The sequence below is a fragment of the Luteitalea sp. genome (assembly GCF_022842525.1).
Classification (GTDB): domain Bacteria; phylum Acidobacteriota; class Vicinamibacteria; order Vicinamibacterales; family Vicinamibacteraceae; genus Luteitalea.
In genome coordinates this window covers 1-15,608 of sequence record NZ_JALHPM010000012.1, presented here as the reverse complement: position 1 = coordinate 15,608, position 15,608 = coordinate 1, and the positions used below count along the sequence as shown (strand labels likewise).

General features: G+C 69.7%; 15 protein-coding genes and 1 pseudogene. 7 read left to right on the top strand and 9 right to left on the bottom strand.

Annotated features, from left to right (window positions below):
• Positions 1-78: 78 nt before the first annotated feature.
• Entirely contained in the window at positions 79-1,179 is a 1,101-nt protein-coding gene (locus tag Q0C41_RS04345) for an FAD-dependent oxidoreductase (RefSeq protein ID WP_291981261.1), read from the bottom strand.
• Between the two features lie 137 nt (positions 1,180-1,316).
• On the opposite strand from Q0C41_RS04345, the gene Q0C41_RS04340 reads away from it, so the two are divergent.
• Genes Q0C41_RS04340 through Q0C41_RS04320 form a run of 5 tightly spaced genes read left to right on the top strand, consistent with a single transcriptional unit; the run spans position 1,317 to position 6,100 of the window.
• A complete protein-coding gene (locus tag Q0C41_RS04340; protein ID WP_291981260.1) occupies positions 1,317-2,438 on the top strand; it encodes a TIGR03364 family FAD-dependent oxidoreductase in 1,122 nt (373 codons plus the stop codon).
• Positions 2,435-3,211 (top strand): phosphonoacetaldehyde hydrolase, encoded by a 777-nt coding sequence (phnX, locus tag Q0C41_RS04335; protein ID WP_291981259.1) that lies wholly within the window; start codon positions 2,435-2,437, stop codon positions 3,209-3,211. Before Q0C41_RS04340 ends, phnX begins: the two co-directional genes overlap by 4 nt.
• On the top strand, positions 3,187-4,233 hold the full coding sequence (locus tag Q0C41_RS04330) for an alcohol dehydrogenase catalytic domain-containing protein (RefSeq protein WP_291981258.1): 1,047 nt from the start codon (positions 3,187-3,189) through the stop codon (positions 4,231-4,233). The genes phnX and Q0C41_RS04330 overlap by 25 nt, the downstream gene beginning before the upstream one ends.
• A 26-nt stretch (positions 4,234-4,259) precedes the next feature.
• A complete protein-coding gene (locus tag Q0C41_RS04325) occupies positions 4,260-4,835 on the top strand; it encodes an HD domain-containing protein (protein ID WP_291981257.1) in 576 nt (191 codons plus the stop codon).
• Positions 4,835-6,100 carry a DUF5690 family protein gene (locus tag Q0C41_RS04320; RefSeq protein ID WP_291981256.1) on the top strand — a complete coding sequence of 422 codons (1,266 nt, stop codon included), beginning with the start codon at positions 4,835-4,837 and terminating at the stop codon, positions 6,098-6,100. Before Q0C41_RS04325 ends, Q0C41_RS04320 begins: the two co-directional genes overlap by 1 nt.
• A gap of 16 nt (positions 6,101-6,116) precedes the next feature.
• Here the strand turns inward: Q0C41_RS04320 and Q0C41_RS04315 are convergent, their stop codons facing one another.
• Both Q0C41_RS04315 and Q0C41_RS04310 read right to left on the bottom strand, forming a co-directional pair.
• The gene (locus Q0C41_RS04315) at positions 6,117-6,848 is read right to left on the bottom strand and encodes a hypothetical protein (protein WP_291981255.1); all 732 of its coding nucleotides are present in this window, start codon (positions 6,846-6,848) and stop codon (positions 6,117-6,119) included.
• 84 nt (positions 6,849-6,932) lie between these two features.
• A complete protein-coding gene (locus Q0C41_RS04310) occupies positions 6,933-7,586 on the bottom strand; it encodes a glycosyltransferase (RefSeq protein WP_291981254.1) in 654 nt (217 codons plus the stop codon).
• A 141-nt stretch (positions 7,587-7,727) separates the two neighbouring features.
• Between Q0C41_RS04310 and Q0C41_RS04305 the strand changes: the two genes are divergently transcribed.
• The gene (locus Q0C41_RS04305) at positions 7,728-8,006 is read left to right on the top strand and encodes a hypothetical protein (RefSeq protein ID WP_291981253.1); all 279 of its coding nucleotides are present in this window, start codon (positions 7,728-7,730) and stop codon (positions 8,004-8,006) included.
• Between the two features lie 34 nt (positions 8,007-8,040).
• On the opposite strand, the gene Q0C41_RS04300 is transcribed toward Q0C41_RS04305, so the two are convergent.
• The 4 genes from Q0C41_RS04300 to Q0C41_RS04285 all read right to left on the bottom strand — a co-directional run bounded on the left by Q0C41_RS04300 (position 8,041) and on the right by Q0C41_RS04285 (position 12,568).
• Entirely contained in the window at positions 8,041-9,546 is a 1,506-nt protein-coding gene (locus tag Q0C41_RS04300; protein ID WP_367079122.1) for an alpha-L-arabinofuranosidase C-terminal domain-containing protein, read from the bottom strand.
• Positions 9,547-9,688: 142 nt separating this feature from the next.
• Positions 9,689-10,111, bottom strand: coding sequence for an FKBP-type peptidyl-prolyl cis-trans isomerase (locus Q0C41_RS04295; RefSeq protein ID WP_291981251.1), 423 nt, complete (start codon positions 10,109-10,111; stop codon positions 9,689-9,691).
• Positions 10,112-10,199: 88 nt separating this feature from the next.
• A complete protein-coding gene (locus tag Q0C41_RS04290) occupies positions 10,200-11,330 on the bottom strand; it encodes an alpha/beta hydrolase-fold protein (RefSeq protein ID WP_291981250.1) in 1,131 nt (376 codons plus the stop codon).
• Positions 11,331-11,671: 341 nt separating this feature from the next.
• On the bottom strand, positions 11,672-12,568 hold the full coding sequence (locus tag Q0C41_RS04285) for an isochorismatase family cysteine hydrolase (protein WP_291981249.1): 897 nt from the start codon (positions 12,566-12,568) through the stop codon (positions 11,672-11,674).
• Between the two features lie 156 nt (positions 12,569-12,724).
• Between Q0C41_RS04285 and Q0C41_RS04280 the strand changes: the two genes are divergently transcribed.
• Positions 12,725-14,107 (top strand): FAD-containing oxidoreductase, encoded by a 1,383-nt coding sequence (locus Q0C41_RS04280; RefSeq protein ID WP_291981248.1) that lies wholly within the window; start codon positions 12,725-12,727, stop codon positions 14,105-14,107.
• A gap of 12 nt (positions 14,108-14,119) precedes the next feature.
• Here the strand turns inward: Q0C41_RS04280 and Q0C41_RS04275 are convergent, their stop codons facing one another.
• Entirely contained in the window at positions 14,120-15,007 is an 888-nt protein-coding gene (locus tag Q0C41_RS04275) for a TVP38/TMEM64 family protein (protein WP_291981247.1), read from the bottom strand.
• A 28-nt stretch (positions 15,008-15,035) separates the two neighbouring features.
• Positions 15,036-15,608: pseudogene (locus Q0C41_RS04270) on the bottom strand (FAD-containing oxidoreductase); the annotation flags it as partial.

Genomic DNA, 15,608 nt, shown 5'->3' with positions numbered 1-15,608 from the left:
AGTGAAAGCGCGACTCATTCTCAAATGCACGCGCCGAGTCTATATCCGACTTGATTGGTCGTCAATAGGCTGTCGTTCTTACCGAGTGGGCGCCAGGCGGTGCGCCACCTCCAGCGCCGCGCGCTCCGCCGCACTGACGGCGCCCGCCAGATACCCCGGCTCCGTCGCGCTGGTCTCGCTGGCGCAGAGCGAGAGGCGTTCCTGCCAGACGCCGGTCACCCACGGTGCCGCCGATGGGTGCGGATGGCCGCTCGGGACGCGATCGCTGGCCACGGCGGTCAGGGGGTCGGTGCTCCAGTCCTTCACGAGGGTGGCGCGTGGCTGCAGGGCCTCCGGGCCGAAGAGCCGTGCGAACTGCTGCACGCAGGCGGCCACGAGGGCCGCCTCTCCGATGGCCGCTCGCGCGTCGGCGCCGACACTGACGAAACCGAACAGCGCCGCCTTGCCCGAGGCGGTCGTCGCATCGTGGATCTCGCCGAGCGGCCCCACGAAGCTCTGCGCCGTGCCCGAGAGCCCGGCATCACGCCAGAATGGCCGGTCGTACACGGCGAGGACCTTGGCGTGCGGCGCCATCCACGTCGCCGTCTCGGCCCATCGTCGCGCTGCGGTCTCGTCGACGGCTGGGGAGAAGGCCAGCTGCGTGAGCAGCCGCGGTGGCACCGCGGCCACCACCTGATCGGCCAGCAGATGGCCCATCGCTCCATCGTCACGGCTCGTCGTCAGCTCGACCTCCGAGTGGCCGAGCGCCATGTGGGTGACATGGGTGCCGGGCAGGACACGATCGGCGGGGAGCTGTGCGAGGAGGGCCGCGGTCAGGGCACTGGTGCCGCCGACGATCCGCATGGACTGCGGCTCCTGGTCGGAGGCCTGACACCGCAGTGGTGTCTCACGCGACATGCGCTCGAAGAGGACGTCGCCCCGGGTGTGCTGCGGGAAGAGGTCCAGCCCGAGTTCCTGCACCAACGCCGCGAGCTGTGGCTGGACGCGCGGCCAGCACCAGGACGGCCCGAGGTCGAAGCCGTCGTCCGAGGGGGCACCGTGCTCGTCGGTGGAGAGGATGCGTCCGCCGAGCCGCGGGCGCGCTTCGATGACCCTGACGTCGATGCCTGCCGCGTGCAGCCGTCGTGCGGCACAGAGTCCGGAGAGTCCCCCGCCGATGACGGCGACTGTCGTCTTCATCCGGCCATTGTCGCCCGCCGCGAGACAGCGACGTCCGTCGATCTCCCATGCCATCGGCGCCGACGAGCACAGGCGTGCCATTTCGACACCGCGCCGTCACATGCCCCGGCTAGCGTGGCGGGGCGTGAAGCGACTTCATGGGTAAGCCCCCCGTCGTCATCATCGGTGCCGGCATCATCGGTCTGGCCCATGCCATCACCGCCCGCGAGCATGGCCACGACGTCGTCGTGCTGGAGCGCGACGGCCGGGCCCTCGGCGCGTCGGTGCGCAACTTCGGCACCTTGTGGCCCATCGGGTGTGCGTCTGGCGCCGAACGGGAGCAGGCGCTGTTCGGCGTGCGACGCTGGGCCCAGCTGGCCACCGATGCCGGCTTCTGGTTCAGCCCGCAGGGTTCGTTGAGCCTGGCCTATCGCGACGAAGCGTGGGCCGTCCTGCAGGAGTTCACGTCGTCTGTCGGTGACTGCGAGCTGCTCGACGCGTCCGCGGTGCACCACCGATTCCCCGCGGCCAGGCCTGATGGACTCCAGGGGGCGGTCTACAGCCCCGCCGAGGCCGTCGTGCATCCACCGTCGACCCTCGCCGCCCTGGCCGACTACGCCAGATCTCTCGGCATCGTCCTCCATTTCGGCACGCCCGTCGTGAAGGTGCACGACGAGGCCGTCGAGACGAGCGACGGGCGATGCATCGCCTTCGACCGCCTCGTCATCGCGGCGGGCGAGGAGATGCGCCTGCTGTTCCCCGAGGCCCTGGCGGCCGCAGGCGTGCAGCGGTGCCGGCTGCAGATGATGCGTACGGTGCCACAGCCGGCGGGCTTCGCGTTGGGCGCCGTGTTCGTGAGTGATCTCACGCTGTGCCACTACCCGGCCTTCGCCACATGTCCCAGTACGCCGCGCCTGCGCGCGCGGCTCGCGGGCGAACTCCCCGACCACGCCGACTGGGGGATCCACGTCATCGCCGCGCAGCACGACGACCACACGCTGACGCTCGGCGACTCGCACGAGTACGGGCTGGATTTCGATCCCGACAGCCACAGCGGCGTCGAACAGCTGATCCTCGACGCGCTGGACGAGTTCGTAACCGTGCCGGACTTGCGAGTCGCGTCGCGCTGGCATGGCGTGTACCTCAAGAGCACGCGAGGGGAAACCCAGGTGGTGCTGCACCCACGCGCGCGCGTGACGATGGTGACGGCCATGGGCGGCCTCGGGATGACCCTCAGCTGGGGGTTGGCCGCGCGCACGGTGGAATCGTGGCGGTCATGACCACCGCGCTGGTGGTGTTCGACTGGGCGGGCACCCTGATCGACTTCGGCTGCCGCGCGCCGCTCGTGGCCTTTCTCGAGGCCTTCGACGCTGTCGGCGTCCCGATCCGCGAGACCACGGCCCGCAAGCCGATGGGCGCGCACAAGCGCGACCACGTGCGCGAGATCCTCGAGGACCTCGAGGTGTCGGCCCGTGTGCGGGCGAGGCTGCAGCGCGAGCCTGACGAGGCCCTGGTCGACGCGATCTTCGAGGACTTCGCCAGGCGTCTGCCGGCGCATCTGCCAGCGCACGCGTCGCCGATCCCCGGTGCGGTGGACACCCTGACCTGGCTGCGCGAGCGTGGGGTGCGCATCGGCAGCACGACGGGCTACACGCGGTCGATGATGGACGCGCTCGAGCCCACCGCGCGCGCCGCCGGTGTATCGCCGGAGTTCGTGATCTGCGCCGACCAGGTGCCGATGGCGCGCCCGGCGCCGTGGGCGTGCCTGCGCATCGCCGAGCAGTGCGGCGTGTTCCCCCTGTCTCGCGCCGTCAAGGTCGGTGATACCCCGGCCGACATGGCCGAGGGCCGCAATGCCGGCATGCTGTGCGTTGGCATCACTGCGACAGGCAACGAAGTCGGGCTGGACGCCGCGGCCTTTGCCGCGCTCGAGGCCACCGATCGGACCGAGCGCCTCGCCAGCGCCGAGCGGCGGCTCCTCGAGGCCGGCGCCCACGCCGTCCTGCACAGCGTGGCCGACCTGCCGCGGTGGCTCGAGTCGCGCGCCTCGTGACGGCACGCATCGCGATCTTCGACGGCGCTGGTCGGCCTTTCCGGCTGGAGGAGCGTCCCTTGCCGGCGCAACTGGACCCTGGCGCCGTGCTCGTGCAGATCTCCGCGACGACGATCTGCGGATCCGATCTGCACACCCACGCCGGGCGCCGTGCCGAGCCGGCGCCGTCCGTGCTCGGCCACGAGGCGGTGGGACGTGTGGTGGCCACTGGCCCGGGCCGCGATGCCTGGCTGCACCGACGTATCACGTGGGCCTCGACCGACAGCTGCGGTGCCTGCGCGGCCTGCCGCGAGTGGGACCTGCCACAGAAGTGCGCCAGCGTGTTCAAGTACGGCCACGCCCTCGTGTCCGAGTCGCAGGGACTGACGGGGACCTATGCGACGCACCTCGTGCTGCGCCGCGGCACGCATCTCGTCGAGATCCCGCCCGAGATCCCCGACGTCGTCGCGGCCTCGGCCAACTGTTCGCTGGCCACGATGGTCCATGCCGTCGAGCAGCGACCGACGTCCTGCCGGGTGGCGCTGGTGATCGGCGCCGGGCTGCTCGGTCTGCACGGCTGTGCCCTGCTGCGCGCGTCTGGCGTGCCCCGCGTTCTGGTGGCCGAGAGCGATCTCCGGCGTCGGGCCCGCATTGCCGACTTCGGCGGTGTCGCCGTCGATCCTGCGGATCTGCACCCGCAGTCGGTCGACGTCGTGGTCGACGCGACCGGGGATCCGGTGGCCATCGGTGCGAGCCTGGGGCTGCTGCGTCCAGGCGGCATGTGCACGCTGGTGGGGTCGGTGCATGCGCAAGCCCCGCTGCCCGTCACGGGCGAGGTGCTGGTGCGCGGCTGCGTGACCATGCGCGGCGTGCACAACTACGCGGCGCGACACCTCGACGCCGCCGTCGCCTTCCTGCGCGGGTCGTCGCTGCCGTGGCCCTCGATCGTCGGCCCCCCGCTGCCGCTCGATCGGATCGACGAGGCCTTCGCGCTGGCGGCGACGCGCCAGTGGGCGCGAGTGGCCGTCCGCACGTCGTCCTGACGTCACGCGATCGCGGCGCGGTCGTCATGGCTGCGCACTACAACGTCGAGGTGCCTCACACCTTCGACGACGTCGTGACCACGTATCGCAACCATGGCCATCGCCACTATGGCGAGGCGGTCACGGAGTTGCAGCATGCGCTCCAGTGCGCCACGTTCGCCCATCAGGCCGGCGAGTCCTCGCTGGTCGTGGCTGCGGCGCTGCTGCACGACTACGGGCACCTGTGTCACTCGCTGGGCGAGCAGATCGCCGACGAGGGCGTCGACGCCAGACACGAAGCGATCGGCCACGCCCTGCTGAAGGACCTCTTCGTCGAGGAGATTGCCGACGCAGCGCGCCTTCACGTCGCCGCGAAGCGCTACCTGTGCCTGCGGGAGCCCGACTACCACGCCAGCCTGTCCGAGGCCTCGCGCATCAGTCTGGATCTGCAGGGGGGCCCCATGTCGGACGACGAGGCACGTGCGTTCGAGCTGGAGCCTCACGTCGCCCTGGCCCTCCGCGTCCGTCGCTACGACGACATGGGCAAGGTGCCAGGGATGCGCACGCCGGACCTGGACGACTTCCTGCCACTGCTGCGGACCTTCGTGCGACCGGGGGCCTGATGGACGACGCGACCCTGCGGCGGTGGATGACACGCCGCTGGTTCTTCGGCACCTGGTGCGTGGTGGCCGCGTTCGGCACCTATGCGGCCATGTACGGCTTTCGCAAACCGTTCACGGTGGGGACGTACGGCGGTGCCGATGCCAAGGCGTGGCTGGTCACGGCGCAGGTCGTCGGCTACATGCTGTCCAAGGTCATCGGCATCAAGGTCATCGCCGAGATGCAGGCGACGCATCGGGCCGTCTCGCTGCTCGGGACCGTCGCCGTCGCCGAGCTGGCCTTGCTGCTCTTCGCGGTGACGCCGGCGCCGTTCCATGCCGTCTGGATGTTCGTCAACGGCCTGGCCCTCGGCCTGGTGTTCGGACTGGTGCTGGGGTTCGTCGAAGGGCGCTGCCAGACCGAGGTGTTCGTGGCTGGCCTGTGTGCGAGCTTCATCCTCGCCGACGGCGCGGCCAAGTCGGTCGGAGCGATGGTGCTGGCGCGGGGGATCTCCGAGCCCTGGATGCCCGGGGTGGCCGGGCTGATCTTCTCGGTGCCGCTGGTGGGGTTCGTCTGGATGCTGACGCGCATTCCTGCGCCGTCCGTCCGGGACGAGGCGGAACGTGCCCCACGCCAGCCGATGAGCGCGGCGCAGCGACTCGTCATGCGGCACGCGCTGGGCGCCGGCCTGGTGGGCATCGTGCTCGCCTACCTCCAGATCACCATGTTGCGCAGCCTGCGTGCCGACTTCGCGCCGGAGATCTGGGCTGGTCTGGGTCTGGCGGGGCAGCCGGCGCTCTTCACTGTGTCGGAACTCTGGGTGACTCTGGCGGTGGTGGCCGTCAACGGGTCCCTCGTGCTCGTGCGCGACAACCGACGTGCCTTCATCGGCGGCCTCGGCCTTTCGGTCGCCGGCCTGGGCCTCGCCCTCGGCGCGCTGGTCGGACAACGCCTGGGCCTCTTGCCGCCCTTCACGTTCATGGTGCTGCTGGGCGTGGGCATGTACGTGCCCTATGTCGCGGTGCACACCACGCTGTTCGAGCGACTCATCGCACTGACCCGCGAGCGCGGCAACATCGGCTACCTGATGTACCTCGCCGATGCCGTCGGCTACCTTGGCTACGCCGCCATCATGGTGTCGAGAGCCCTGCTCCCGCAGCGCGACGAGTTCCTCGACTTCTTCACGCACCTGGCCGGCGGACTCCTGCTCGTCGCGCTGGTGGCCCTGCTGTTCGCCGGCGCGGCGTACGCCCAATCGACGACGTATCAGGTGTCGCGTTCGTCCTGACGGTCGCCACGGCTGCTCAGCCCGCCGCGGCAAGCCCGGCGCCAGGCTCCTGCCAGGACGCGCAGGCCGCCACGGTCTGGCTGGTGACCTGTCTCGTGTCGGGTCGGTACATGACCACCCCGACGTTGACGTTCTGGCGCAGGGCCAGCTGGATGCCTTCCCACGTGCGCGGCGCGCGCAGCAGTGTCTTCCATGAGTAGAGATGGCGCGGACGGTGGAAGTCGCTGTTGGCCACGTACGGATAGGGTGCGGCGCTGGTCACCGAGAAGAGGTCGTCGCGGTTGCCCGCTTCCCACGCATCGATCAGGTGCGCCAGTTCATGCCGGTGATCCCACAGGTAGCACGTGCTGATTTCGAGGCGGCGCGTAGTCCGGTGGAATGGATGACACGCGATGCTCAGGGCACCCTGCCGGCGAATCTCGGTGAGGATGGCTTCCGCACTCTGGTCGGCGCTGATCCAGTCGGTCAGGCCGAGTCCGATGATGTGGCTGTTGCGCGCCGCCCTGAGATGGTTCTGCGTGACCTCGGCGCCGGGCAGCACGAGCAACCCGTAGCGAGCGAGGGCACGCTGGGCCTCGTGCGCGATCTCGTCTCGGTAGGCGCGGAAGTCGTCGGGCCCGACGGAGAAGCGGCGCCGCCCGAGCGCCGCCACGCGCCCCGCCCGCGCCAGCCAGTCCTTCTCCATCAGGATGTGGTCGGTGATGGCGATGACGTCGACGTGCCCCGTCTGTCCGTAGAGGTCGCACACCTCACGGATGGTCAGGGTGCCATCGCTCCAGCGGGTATGGATGTGGAAGTCTTACAACAGGAAGGGGTCGAATCCTGGCATGGGCTACGTCCTCACGTCGAGGTGCTCGGTGTCTGCCGGTTGGTGCCACAGGACTTCATGACAGAAGTTGCGCGCGTACAGGCGCAGGACCGCCAGCGTGCCCATGGCGGTGTAGCGTCGCGCCGAGGTGAACATGACGCAGCGACGCGACAGCACGACCCGGCCGACGCGATGAAGACGGCGACCGAGGTTGGCGTCCTCGCCGTGGAACTCGATGACGGCGTCGTACGCCCGCAGCACGAGGCATCCCGTCCGTGTCCAGTCGTAGAAGCGGAAAGGGCCGGTGACGGCCACCACGCGCGGATCGGCCAACTGGCGCTCGATGCCGGCCAGCCAGCCGGCCGGCGCCCGGCAATCGGCGTCGAGGCAGGCGAGGATGTCGCCGGTGCTGGCGCGATGACCGGCGTCGCGCGCCCGGGTCAGCCCCTTGCGTGACTCCTCGATGACGCGGACGCCGGCGAAGCGTCTGGCGACGTCGCCCGTGCGGTCGGTACTGGCGTTGTCGACAACGATGATCTCGTCAGGGGCGCGGGCCTGGGCGAGCACGGAGCGCAGGCAGTCTGCCAGCGTGTCCTGTTCGTTCCATGCACAGATGATGACGCTGATGGCGGGCCGGCGGGCAGAGGCGGGAGGATGGACGCGAGAGTCCAGCACCATGTAGGGCGACTCTCGCCCACACGCATGTCGACCCGGCGATGGCGGCGTGTAGGCCCGGTAAATTCGTCAGCGGTGGCCGTGCCCGATGTTCGTCGCCGACGCGTCTCGCGTTCGTCATCCCGCAGGCGCACGCTGCGAGCCATGACGCAGTCGATGCCCGCCCCTGGCGACTTCGTGGTGCAGTACCGGCACTCCCCCGGCAGCCGCGGCGCTGCGCGCATCGTGGTCGTTCACCTGACGCCTGATGCGGGGCCGGAAGAGCTGTTCTCGTCGGCCACCCTGCGCGGTGCCCAGCGTGCCGAGGATCTGGCGGCGTTGTGGGCCCTGCAGGATGGCAGCCATGCGTGGCGGTCCGGTCACGGCGGCATGGTCGGCGAGCGTCCCCAGCGGATCGGCTTCGCGAGCAGTCGCGCCCGTTAGCGCCTCCGGCCGCGAGGCAGGCGTGTGCCTGACGTCACGGCCGCACGGCGATCACCGTCACCGACTTCGGCGCCAGCGTCAGCGACAGACGATTGCCCGCCAGCGAGACGGTCGCCGGCTTCGGCACGACGGTGTTGGGAGCCTCGAAGGTGTTGACGCTGTCGACGGCCGGCGCCGTCAGCGTCTCGCCCGAGGCCGTCCGCGGCGTCAGGCCGGCGATCGTCGTGGCGATCTCCGCCGGCGCGTTCGGATCGAGGTTCGTGAACGAGAGCCACAGGGTGCCGGACGCATCACGGGCCCCGATGGCATCGACGCGCGGCAGCGAGATGCTCCCGTGCGTGTAGCGGCCGGCGTCGAAGGTCACCGGCACGAACGTCGCCTCCTGGAAGGGCACGTACATGCGGAAGGCGTGGTAGGTCGGCGTCAGCACCATCTTCGGCCCATCGGTCAGGGCCATCGCCTGCAGCACGTTGACCATCTGGGCGATGTTGGCCATCCGCACACGATCGGCGTGCTTGGCGAAGATGTTGATGTTCAGCGCGACGATGAGGGCGTCGCGGATGCTGTTCTGCTGGGCGAGGAAGCCGGGCTGGGTGTCGGGCAACTGCGCGTACCACGCGCCCCACTCGTCGACGGCCAGCGCGACCTTCTTCTCGGGGTCGTACTTGTCCATGATGGCGCCGTGCTGCTTCACGAGGCGATCCATCTCCAGCGTGGCCTGCAGGATCTCGGCGTACTCCTTCTCGCCGAAGCCGACCGACTTGTACGACGCCGGGAAGCGCACCACCGTGTAGTTGTGCAGCGAGAGGCCATCCATGTGGTCCCAGCTCCACTGCCGGCCCTTCCACGACTTCATGATTGTCTCGGTCCACTCGGCGAACCGCGGCTCGCCGCCGCCGGGTCCGACCGCGATCTTCAGCATCCGGTCGGTGGTCTGCTGCGCCGGGTTGAAGTTGCGGACGAAGCGGCTGTAGACGCGCAACTGGCTCAGGTAGTACTCGGGGGACATGTTGCCGCCGCAGTCCCAGTTCTCGTTGCCGATGCCGAGGAAGGCGATCTTGTACGGCGCGGCATGCCCGTTGGCGGCCCGCTCCTTCGCCAGCGCCGTCGGCTGGTCGGTAGTGAGGTACTCGAGCCAGTCCGCGGCCTCGGCTGGCGTCCCCGATCCGAGGTTGATCGAGAGGTAGGCCTCGGCGCCGATCTGCTGCGCGAAGTCGAGGAACTCGTGCGTGCCGAACGTGTTCGGCTCGGTGACGCCGCCCCAGTTCGGATTGAGCGTGACCGGCCGTGCGTTGGCGGGGCCGATGCCCTTGCGCCAGTGGTACTCGTCCGCGAAGCAGCCACCCGGCCAGCGGACGTTCGGCACCTTGATCGCCCGCAGCGCCGCGACGACGTCGTTGCGGATGCCGCGGGTGTTGGGAATGCGGGAGTCGGGACCGACCCACACGCCCTCGTAGATGCCCTTGCCCAGATGCTCGGCGAACTGCCCGAACAGATGGCGGTCGATCTTCGCGCCGCTCTTGCTGGTGTCCACGTGCATGGTGATGGCAGTTCCGGCCGGCGCCTGGGGCGCCGCGCTGACGACCACGACTCCGGTGAGGGCACCCACGGTGACGACGGCCGTGGCGAGCCGACGGCGAATGCGTTGCGAGAGCTGCAGCATCATCGAGTTCTCTCTGTGATCAGGACCTGGGGGCGCGGTCGATGGCGACCACCGAGACGTCGTAGAACAGGACGGCCCGGGGATCGAGGTCAGGGGGATAGGAGGAGCGGCGACTCAGGTGCGGCGGCACCACCATCGTCCGTCGTTCGCCCACCTTCATGCAGGTGACGCCCTCGTCCAGCCCGTCGATGACCTGACGGCCACCGAGCAGGAAGCGGATGGGCTGTCGACCCTTCGTGGTGAAGTGCACGCGCCCATCGGCGAACGCCGTCGTTTCATCGATCGTGACGTAGTCGCCCGGCTTGGCCGACGGTCCGCTGCCGCGGGCCACGATCCGGTACGACAACCCCGATGGTGTCGAGACCGTGCGTGACGTGTGCGACGCGCACGACGCCAGCGCGATGCACGACAGCAGCAGCACACTCATGTGTCTGACCCGCATGGCCCCCCTCACTCCCGAACGGATTGATGAGCCGCCAGTATAGCCAAGCCGGGACCCGCGCTGCCGGTGGCCGCCCCGTGCGCTCGGGTCACCGGCACGCGTCGTCCGCACACAGCGTGCGGTGGAAGAACGGCAACACGTGTTGCTGGAACCGAACGGCGATCCGGCTGGTGTGGGTGCCGGGGTAGACCTCGAACGTGTTGGTGATGCCGTAGCGGTCGAGGGCCTCGTGCAGGGCGCGGGCGTCGGCGCCGAGGCCGTCCTGGTCACCGACGTCGATGGCGATGCCCCGATAGCGCCGCAGGGGCCCGATCCACTGGTCGACGAAGGCGAGTGGGGCGTTGGCCGCGAACCTGGCCAGCACGTCGGCGCGCGGCGTGCCGTCCCTGGTCGGCAGGTCGAGATAGAACGGCGGCGCCTTCGGGTTGGCGGCCCAGGCGGCCGAGGCCGCGAGCTGGGCGCGGGCGCCGAAGGGCAGCGCCGCCAGATCCTCGGGCCGCGTCGCGCTGGCGAGCGTCTTCTCGAGGTCGCTGTTCGGCTGGCCCGGCCCACGCGGTGACAGGCAGCAGGGACTCATGATGTAGAGGCTGCCGAACACGTCGGCGTGCTTCATGCCGATGCGCGTGGCGCCGTAGCCGCCCATCGAGTGCCCGACGAGCCCCCGGCTCCTGCGATCGGGCCGCGTCCGGTAATGCGCGTCGATGGAGGCGACGAGGTCATCGGCGACGAAGCGTTCGAAGTCGCCCACCGTCGGCCCGCTCGAGTACATCGATCCGCCATGCCGGGTCTTCGAGTCCGGCAGGACGACGATCATCTCCGCCGTGCCCTGGGCGAAGGCACCTGCGATCGTCTGCGGCACGTGGATCTCGCGGCCCCACTGCTCAGCGCCAATCGAATAGCCGTGCAGCGCGTACACGACCGGATACCGTCGCCGCGTCTCGGTGGCGTAGCTCGGTGGCAGGAAGACGAGCACGGCGCGGGTGGGGTCGTTGCCCTCGAGGTTGCCCTCGAGGGACGCACCGCGCACCGTGATGCGCTCGACGACCACCGCCCTGGCTCCGGCGACCGGCGCCGGCACCTCCGTCTGCACCTGTGCGGCAACCGGGCCGGCGACCGTCAGCAGGGCGATGCCGACAGCGGTGATGGGCAATGGCGTCGGCAGACACGCGAGCATCCAGCGTGACGCACGACGCAGGGCACTGACGTGTCCGACGCGCATGGCACTCCCTCGACCCGTGAAAACGCAGGTGAGGCGCCAGTATAGCCGCGCGTCGGCGCGCGTCAGCCGGGCCGGTCTTCGGGATTGTGCCTTGGGGATTGGGCCCTGGGCCTCCGCCAGAGATTGTCGGTTCCCCGCGTCATTCGCTGATGGATGGTCGTCGGTCAGGTGTAGTCGAGGGTGACAGCCGACGCGGACGCAGGTCCGGGCGATCTTGATAGCCCCACTCGTCATCGCCGAGGTCGCGGATGGTGACCCATGTCTGTTGTCTCTGCAAACCGGCGGCCGACGGTGGCTCATCCCTGCGGCCCGATAGGGCGGTCCACCAGGCATTCCGTTTGCTAGAGGTCGGGGCATGAAGACGATGAGCACACCGGTGCGTTCCGGCCGCCATCAGCCTGTCGACCACATCGCCGAGCAGTATCTCGAGATGCCGGGCCTGTCCCTGACCGTGCCCCAGGCGGCCCGTCTCTTCGGGCTCGACGCGGACGTGTGCGCGCAGCACCTCGACAGCCTGGTGCAGACCGGGTTCCTGCAGAAGACGCTGCGCGGACGCTACGTGCGCCCAACCTCCGTCTGAGTCGACCGGGATGCTCAGCCACGCGTGCGCGCCGACGCGTCCCTTGCCGCCGGGCCGCTCGGCGCGCCGCGCGAAACGTCAGCGCCGGCGACGGCACCGTGACGCCCTTGAGCACCGTGCAGATCTGGCGCAGGGCGTGGTCGTTGTCCTCCGGCGTGTTCGACGCGATGCAATCGGAGGGCACGTAGACCTGCAGGCCGCGCATGTAGGCGTCGTTGGCCGTGAACAGCACGCAGATGTTGCCCGCCACACCCGTCAGCACCACCCGCCTGATGCGCAGGTCCTTCAGCATCGAGTCCAGCGTGGTATCGAAGAACCCGGAGTGCTTCGGCTTCAGCACGAAGTAGTCGGGTGCCGTCGGCACGAGTGCCTGCGACACGCGGCGTCCGGGCGATCGGGCCGACGTGCAGTGCGCAACAATCTGCCTGAAGTCCGACCGCCACTGCCCGAAGTTGTCGTTGACGTAGATCGACGGGATGCCCTGCCGCGTCGCGCGACGCTTGAGCGCCGCGAGGCGGGCGGCCATCGGCTCGGCGGCGGCGATGAGTCCGTCGGCCCCGTCGAAGTCGAGGTCGTTGATGACGTCGATCAGCAGCAGGGCCGTGCCGCTGACCGGAAGGGTTGCGCGATCGCGCGTGGCTGGTCGTCGTGTCGGCACGGGCGTCTGGTCGCAGGAGCGCCTGCTCGAGCAGGGAGAAGCGATGCAACGCGTCTGCCAACAGCGCGACGCCGTCGCAGCGCCATCGTCTCCGCCAGTGCAGTCCCCGCACACGAGCGGTACGCGCGCCCCGCAGGTGCGTTAGTCTCTCGCCAGATGAAGACGACACACTACGACGCCATCGTGATCGGGACCGGGCAGGCCGGTCCCGCGCTGGCCGCACGGCTGGCCGGGGCCGGACGCCGCACGGCCGTGGTCGAGCGCAGCCGCTTCGGCGGCACGTGCGTCAACACGGGCTGCATCCCCACCAAGACGCTGGTCGCCAGTGCGCGAGCGATCCACATGGCCCGGCGCGGCGACGAGTTCGGCTTCACCACCGGGGGCGAGGTGCGTGCCGACTTCGCGCGCATCAAGGCACGCATGGAGGCCGTCGTCCGCGAGTCACGCGAGGGTGTGGAGGGCTGGATGAAGGACACGCCGAACGTGACCGTGCTCGAGGGACACGGCCGGTTCACGGGCAGCCACACGGTCGAGGTCGACGGCACACGACTGGAAGCCGACCACATCTTCATCAACGTCGGGGGGCGGGCCGTCGTTCCTGACCTGCCCGGCATCGGCGACGTGCCGGTGCTCACCAACAGCGGCATCCTCGCGCTGGCCGCCGTGCCCGAGCACCTCGTCGTGATCGGCGGCAGCTACATCGGGCTCGAGTTCGCGCAGATCTTTCGCCGATTCGGCAGCCAGGTCACCGTGGTGGAGCGCGGGGCCCGCCTCATTGCCCGCGAGGACGACGACGTATCGTCCACCCTGCAGGGTATCCTCGTCGCCGAAGGGGTCGACGTCCGGCTGGACGCGACCTGCATCGGACTGCAGCGCATGGCATCAGGTGTCGGGGTCGAGGTGGACTGTACGCAGGGGGCTCCCATGGTCGAGGGCTCGCACGTGCTGCTGGCCGTCGGTCGTCGTCCCAACACCGACGACCTCGGGCTCGCGGCGGCGGGCATCGCGACCGACGCGCGCGGGCACATCACCGTCGACGAGCAGTGCCGCACCAACGTCGCCGGCGTGTGGGCGATCGGCGAGTGCAACGGCCGTGGCGCCTTCACGCACACCGCCTACAACGACTTCGAGGTGGTCGCGGCGAATCTGCTCGACGACGACCCACGCCGGTTGAGCGATCGCATTCCCTGCTACGCCCTCTTCACCGATCCCCCGGTGGGACGTGTCGGCATGACGACCCGGGAGGCGAGGGCCTCCGGCCGCCGTGTGCTCGTGGGGTATCGACCGATGACGAAGGTGGGACGGGCCCGCGAGATGAGCGAGACGCAGGGGTTCATGCGTGCCCTCGTCGACGCCGAGACGAAGCTGATGCTCGGTGCGGTGGTCGTCGGCGTCGGCGGCGACGAGATCGTCCACTCGGTACTGGACGTGATGTACGCGCGCGCCCCGTTCACGACGATCTCGAGGGCCGTCCACATCCACCCGACGATCAGCGAACTGGTGCCGACGATGCTGCAGGACCTCCGCCCGCTCGACTGACGGTCATCGCCGTCACGGTGGAGCCGCGGTCGCCGTGGGGGGAAGTCCGAGCAGGCGTTCCACGGTGCCACGAACCTCGCGCTCGTGGACCATGGCCCAGATGGCGAGGGCCAGCAGGCTCGCAGCGCATGCGGCCAGCACGAGCGTGCGCACCGGACCAGCCCCCTGCGGATCACCGGCGCTGGCGGCACGCCCTGCATCGTCTCCGGCGTCATCCTCGATCGACGTGCGCTCCGCGATGGCGCGTCGGGCCAGACGTGCCACGTAGACGGTGACGGCGACCGTTGCCGCCAGCCCGATCGCCCGCAGTGCCCACTCGATGGGCGTCGTGGCGGCACCGGCCGCTGCCGTCCGGCCGATGGAGCCGAGGTAGACGAACATGAAGGTGCCGGGCAGCATCGCGAGCCAGCTCGCCCCCACCGCCGGCCAGAAGCGCACGGCCGTGACCCCGTAGAGGTAGTTCTGCAGGTTGAAGGGCACCGCCGGCGACAGGCGCAGCAGCGCGACAATCTTCCAGCCTTCGGCGCCGATGGCGCGATCGACGGCCGCCAGTCTGGGCGACTGGGCGACCAGACGGCGCACACGATCGCGCGCCGCGTACCGCGCAATCAGGAACGCGAGCGCGGCCGAGGTCGTCGCCGCGATCGAGACGATGACCGTGCCCAGGACGAGCCCGTAGATGGCCCCGGCGGCAAGGGTCAGCAGCGAGCCCGGCACGAAGAGCAGCGCCGCAATGACATAGATCACGCCGAGGGCCACCGGACCGATCGCGCCGAGACCATCAATCCACACCTGCGCGATGCCGATCAGGCGGTCGAGCGGCAGCACGCGCAGCAGCAGGATCGCCGCGATGGCGATGCCAGCCAGTGACAGGCCGCGCACCACGGTCAGTGTCCGCATCGGCACGTGGGCCTCGTGGTCGTGGTCATCAGCGCCGCCAGCGGAGGAGCGTCTCGAAGAGTGTCTTGACGCGCGGGGTCAGGCGCGTGCGGCTGTAGGCGTCGCCGGCGCGCTTGAAGATCTCGGCCTGGGTCGGGTACGGGTGAATGGTGGCCCCCAGCGTGCCGAGCCCCGCTCCGGCCTGCATCGCGACCGTGATCTCCGAGATCATCTCGCCGGCATGTCTCGCCACGAGCGTCGCCCCCAGGATGGTGTCCTTGCCCTTCACCGTGTGAACCTTCAGGAAGCCCTCGGTCTCGCCATCGAGCAGCGCGCGGTCCCCCTTGGCCTGTTCGATACGGTAGGTGTCGATGGCCACGCCACGGTCCTCGGCATCCTTCGGGGTCATCCCGACGTGGGCGACCTCCGGGTCCGTGTACGTACACCACGGCATCGTCAGCGCGCTGGCACGCTTGCGGCCGAAGAACAGCGCATTCTGAATCACGATGCGGGCCAGGGCGTCGGCCGCATGGGTGAACTTGAAGCGGGACGCGATGTCGCCGGCGGCGTAGATGTGCGGCGTACTGGTCTGCAGGAAGTCGTTGACGGTGACGCCCGCGCG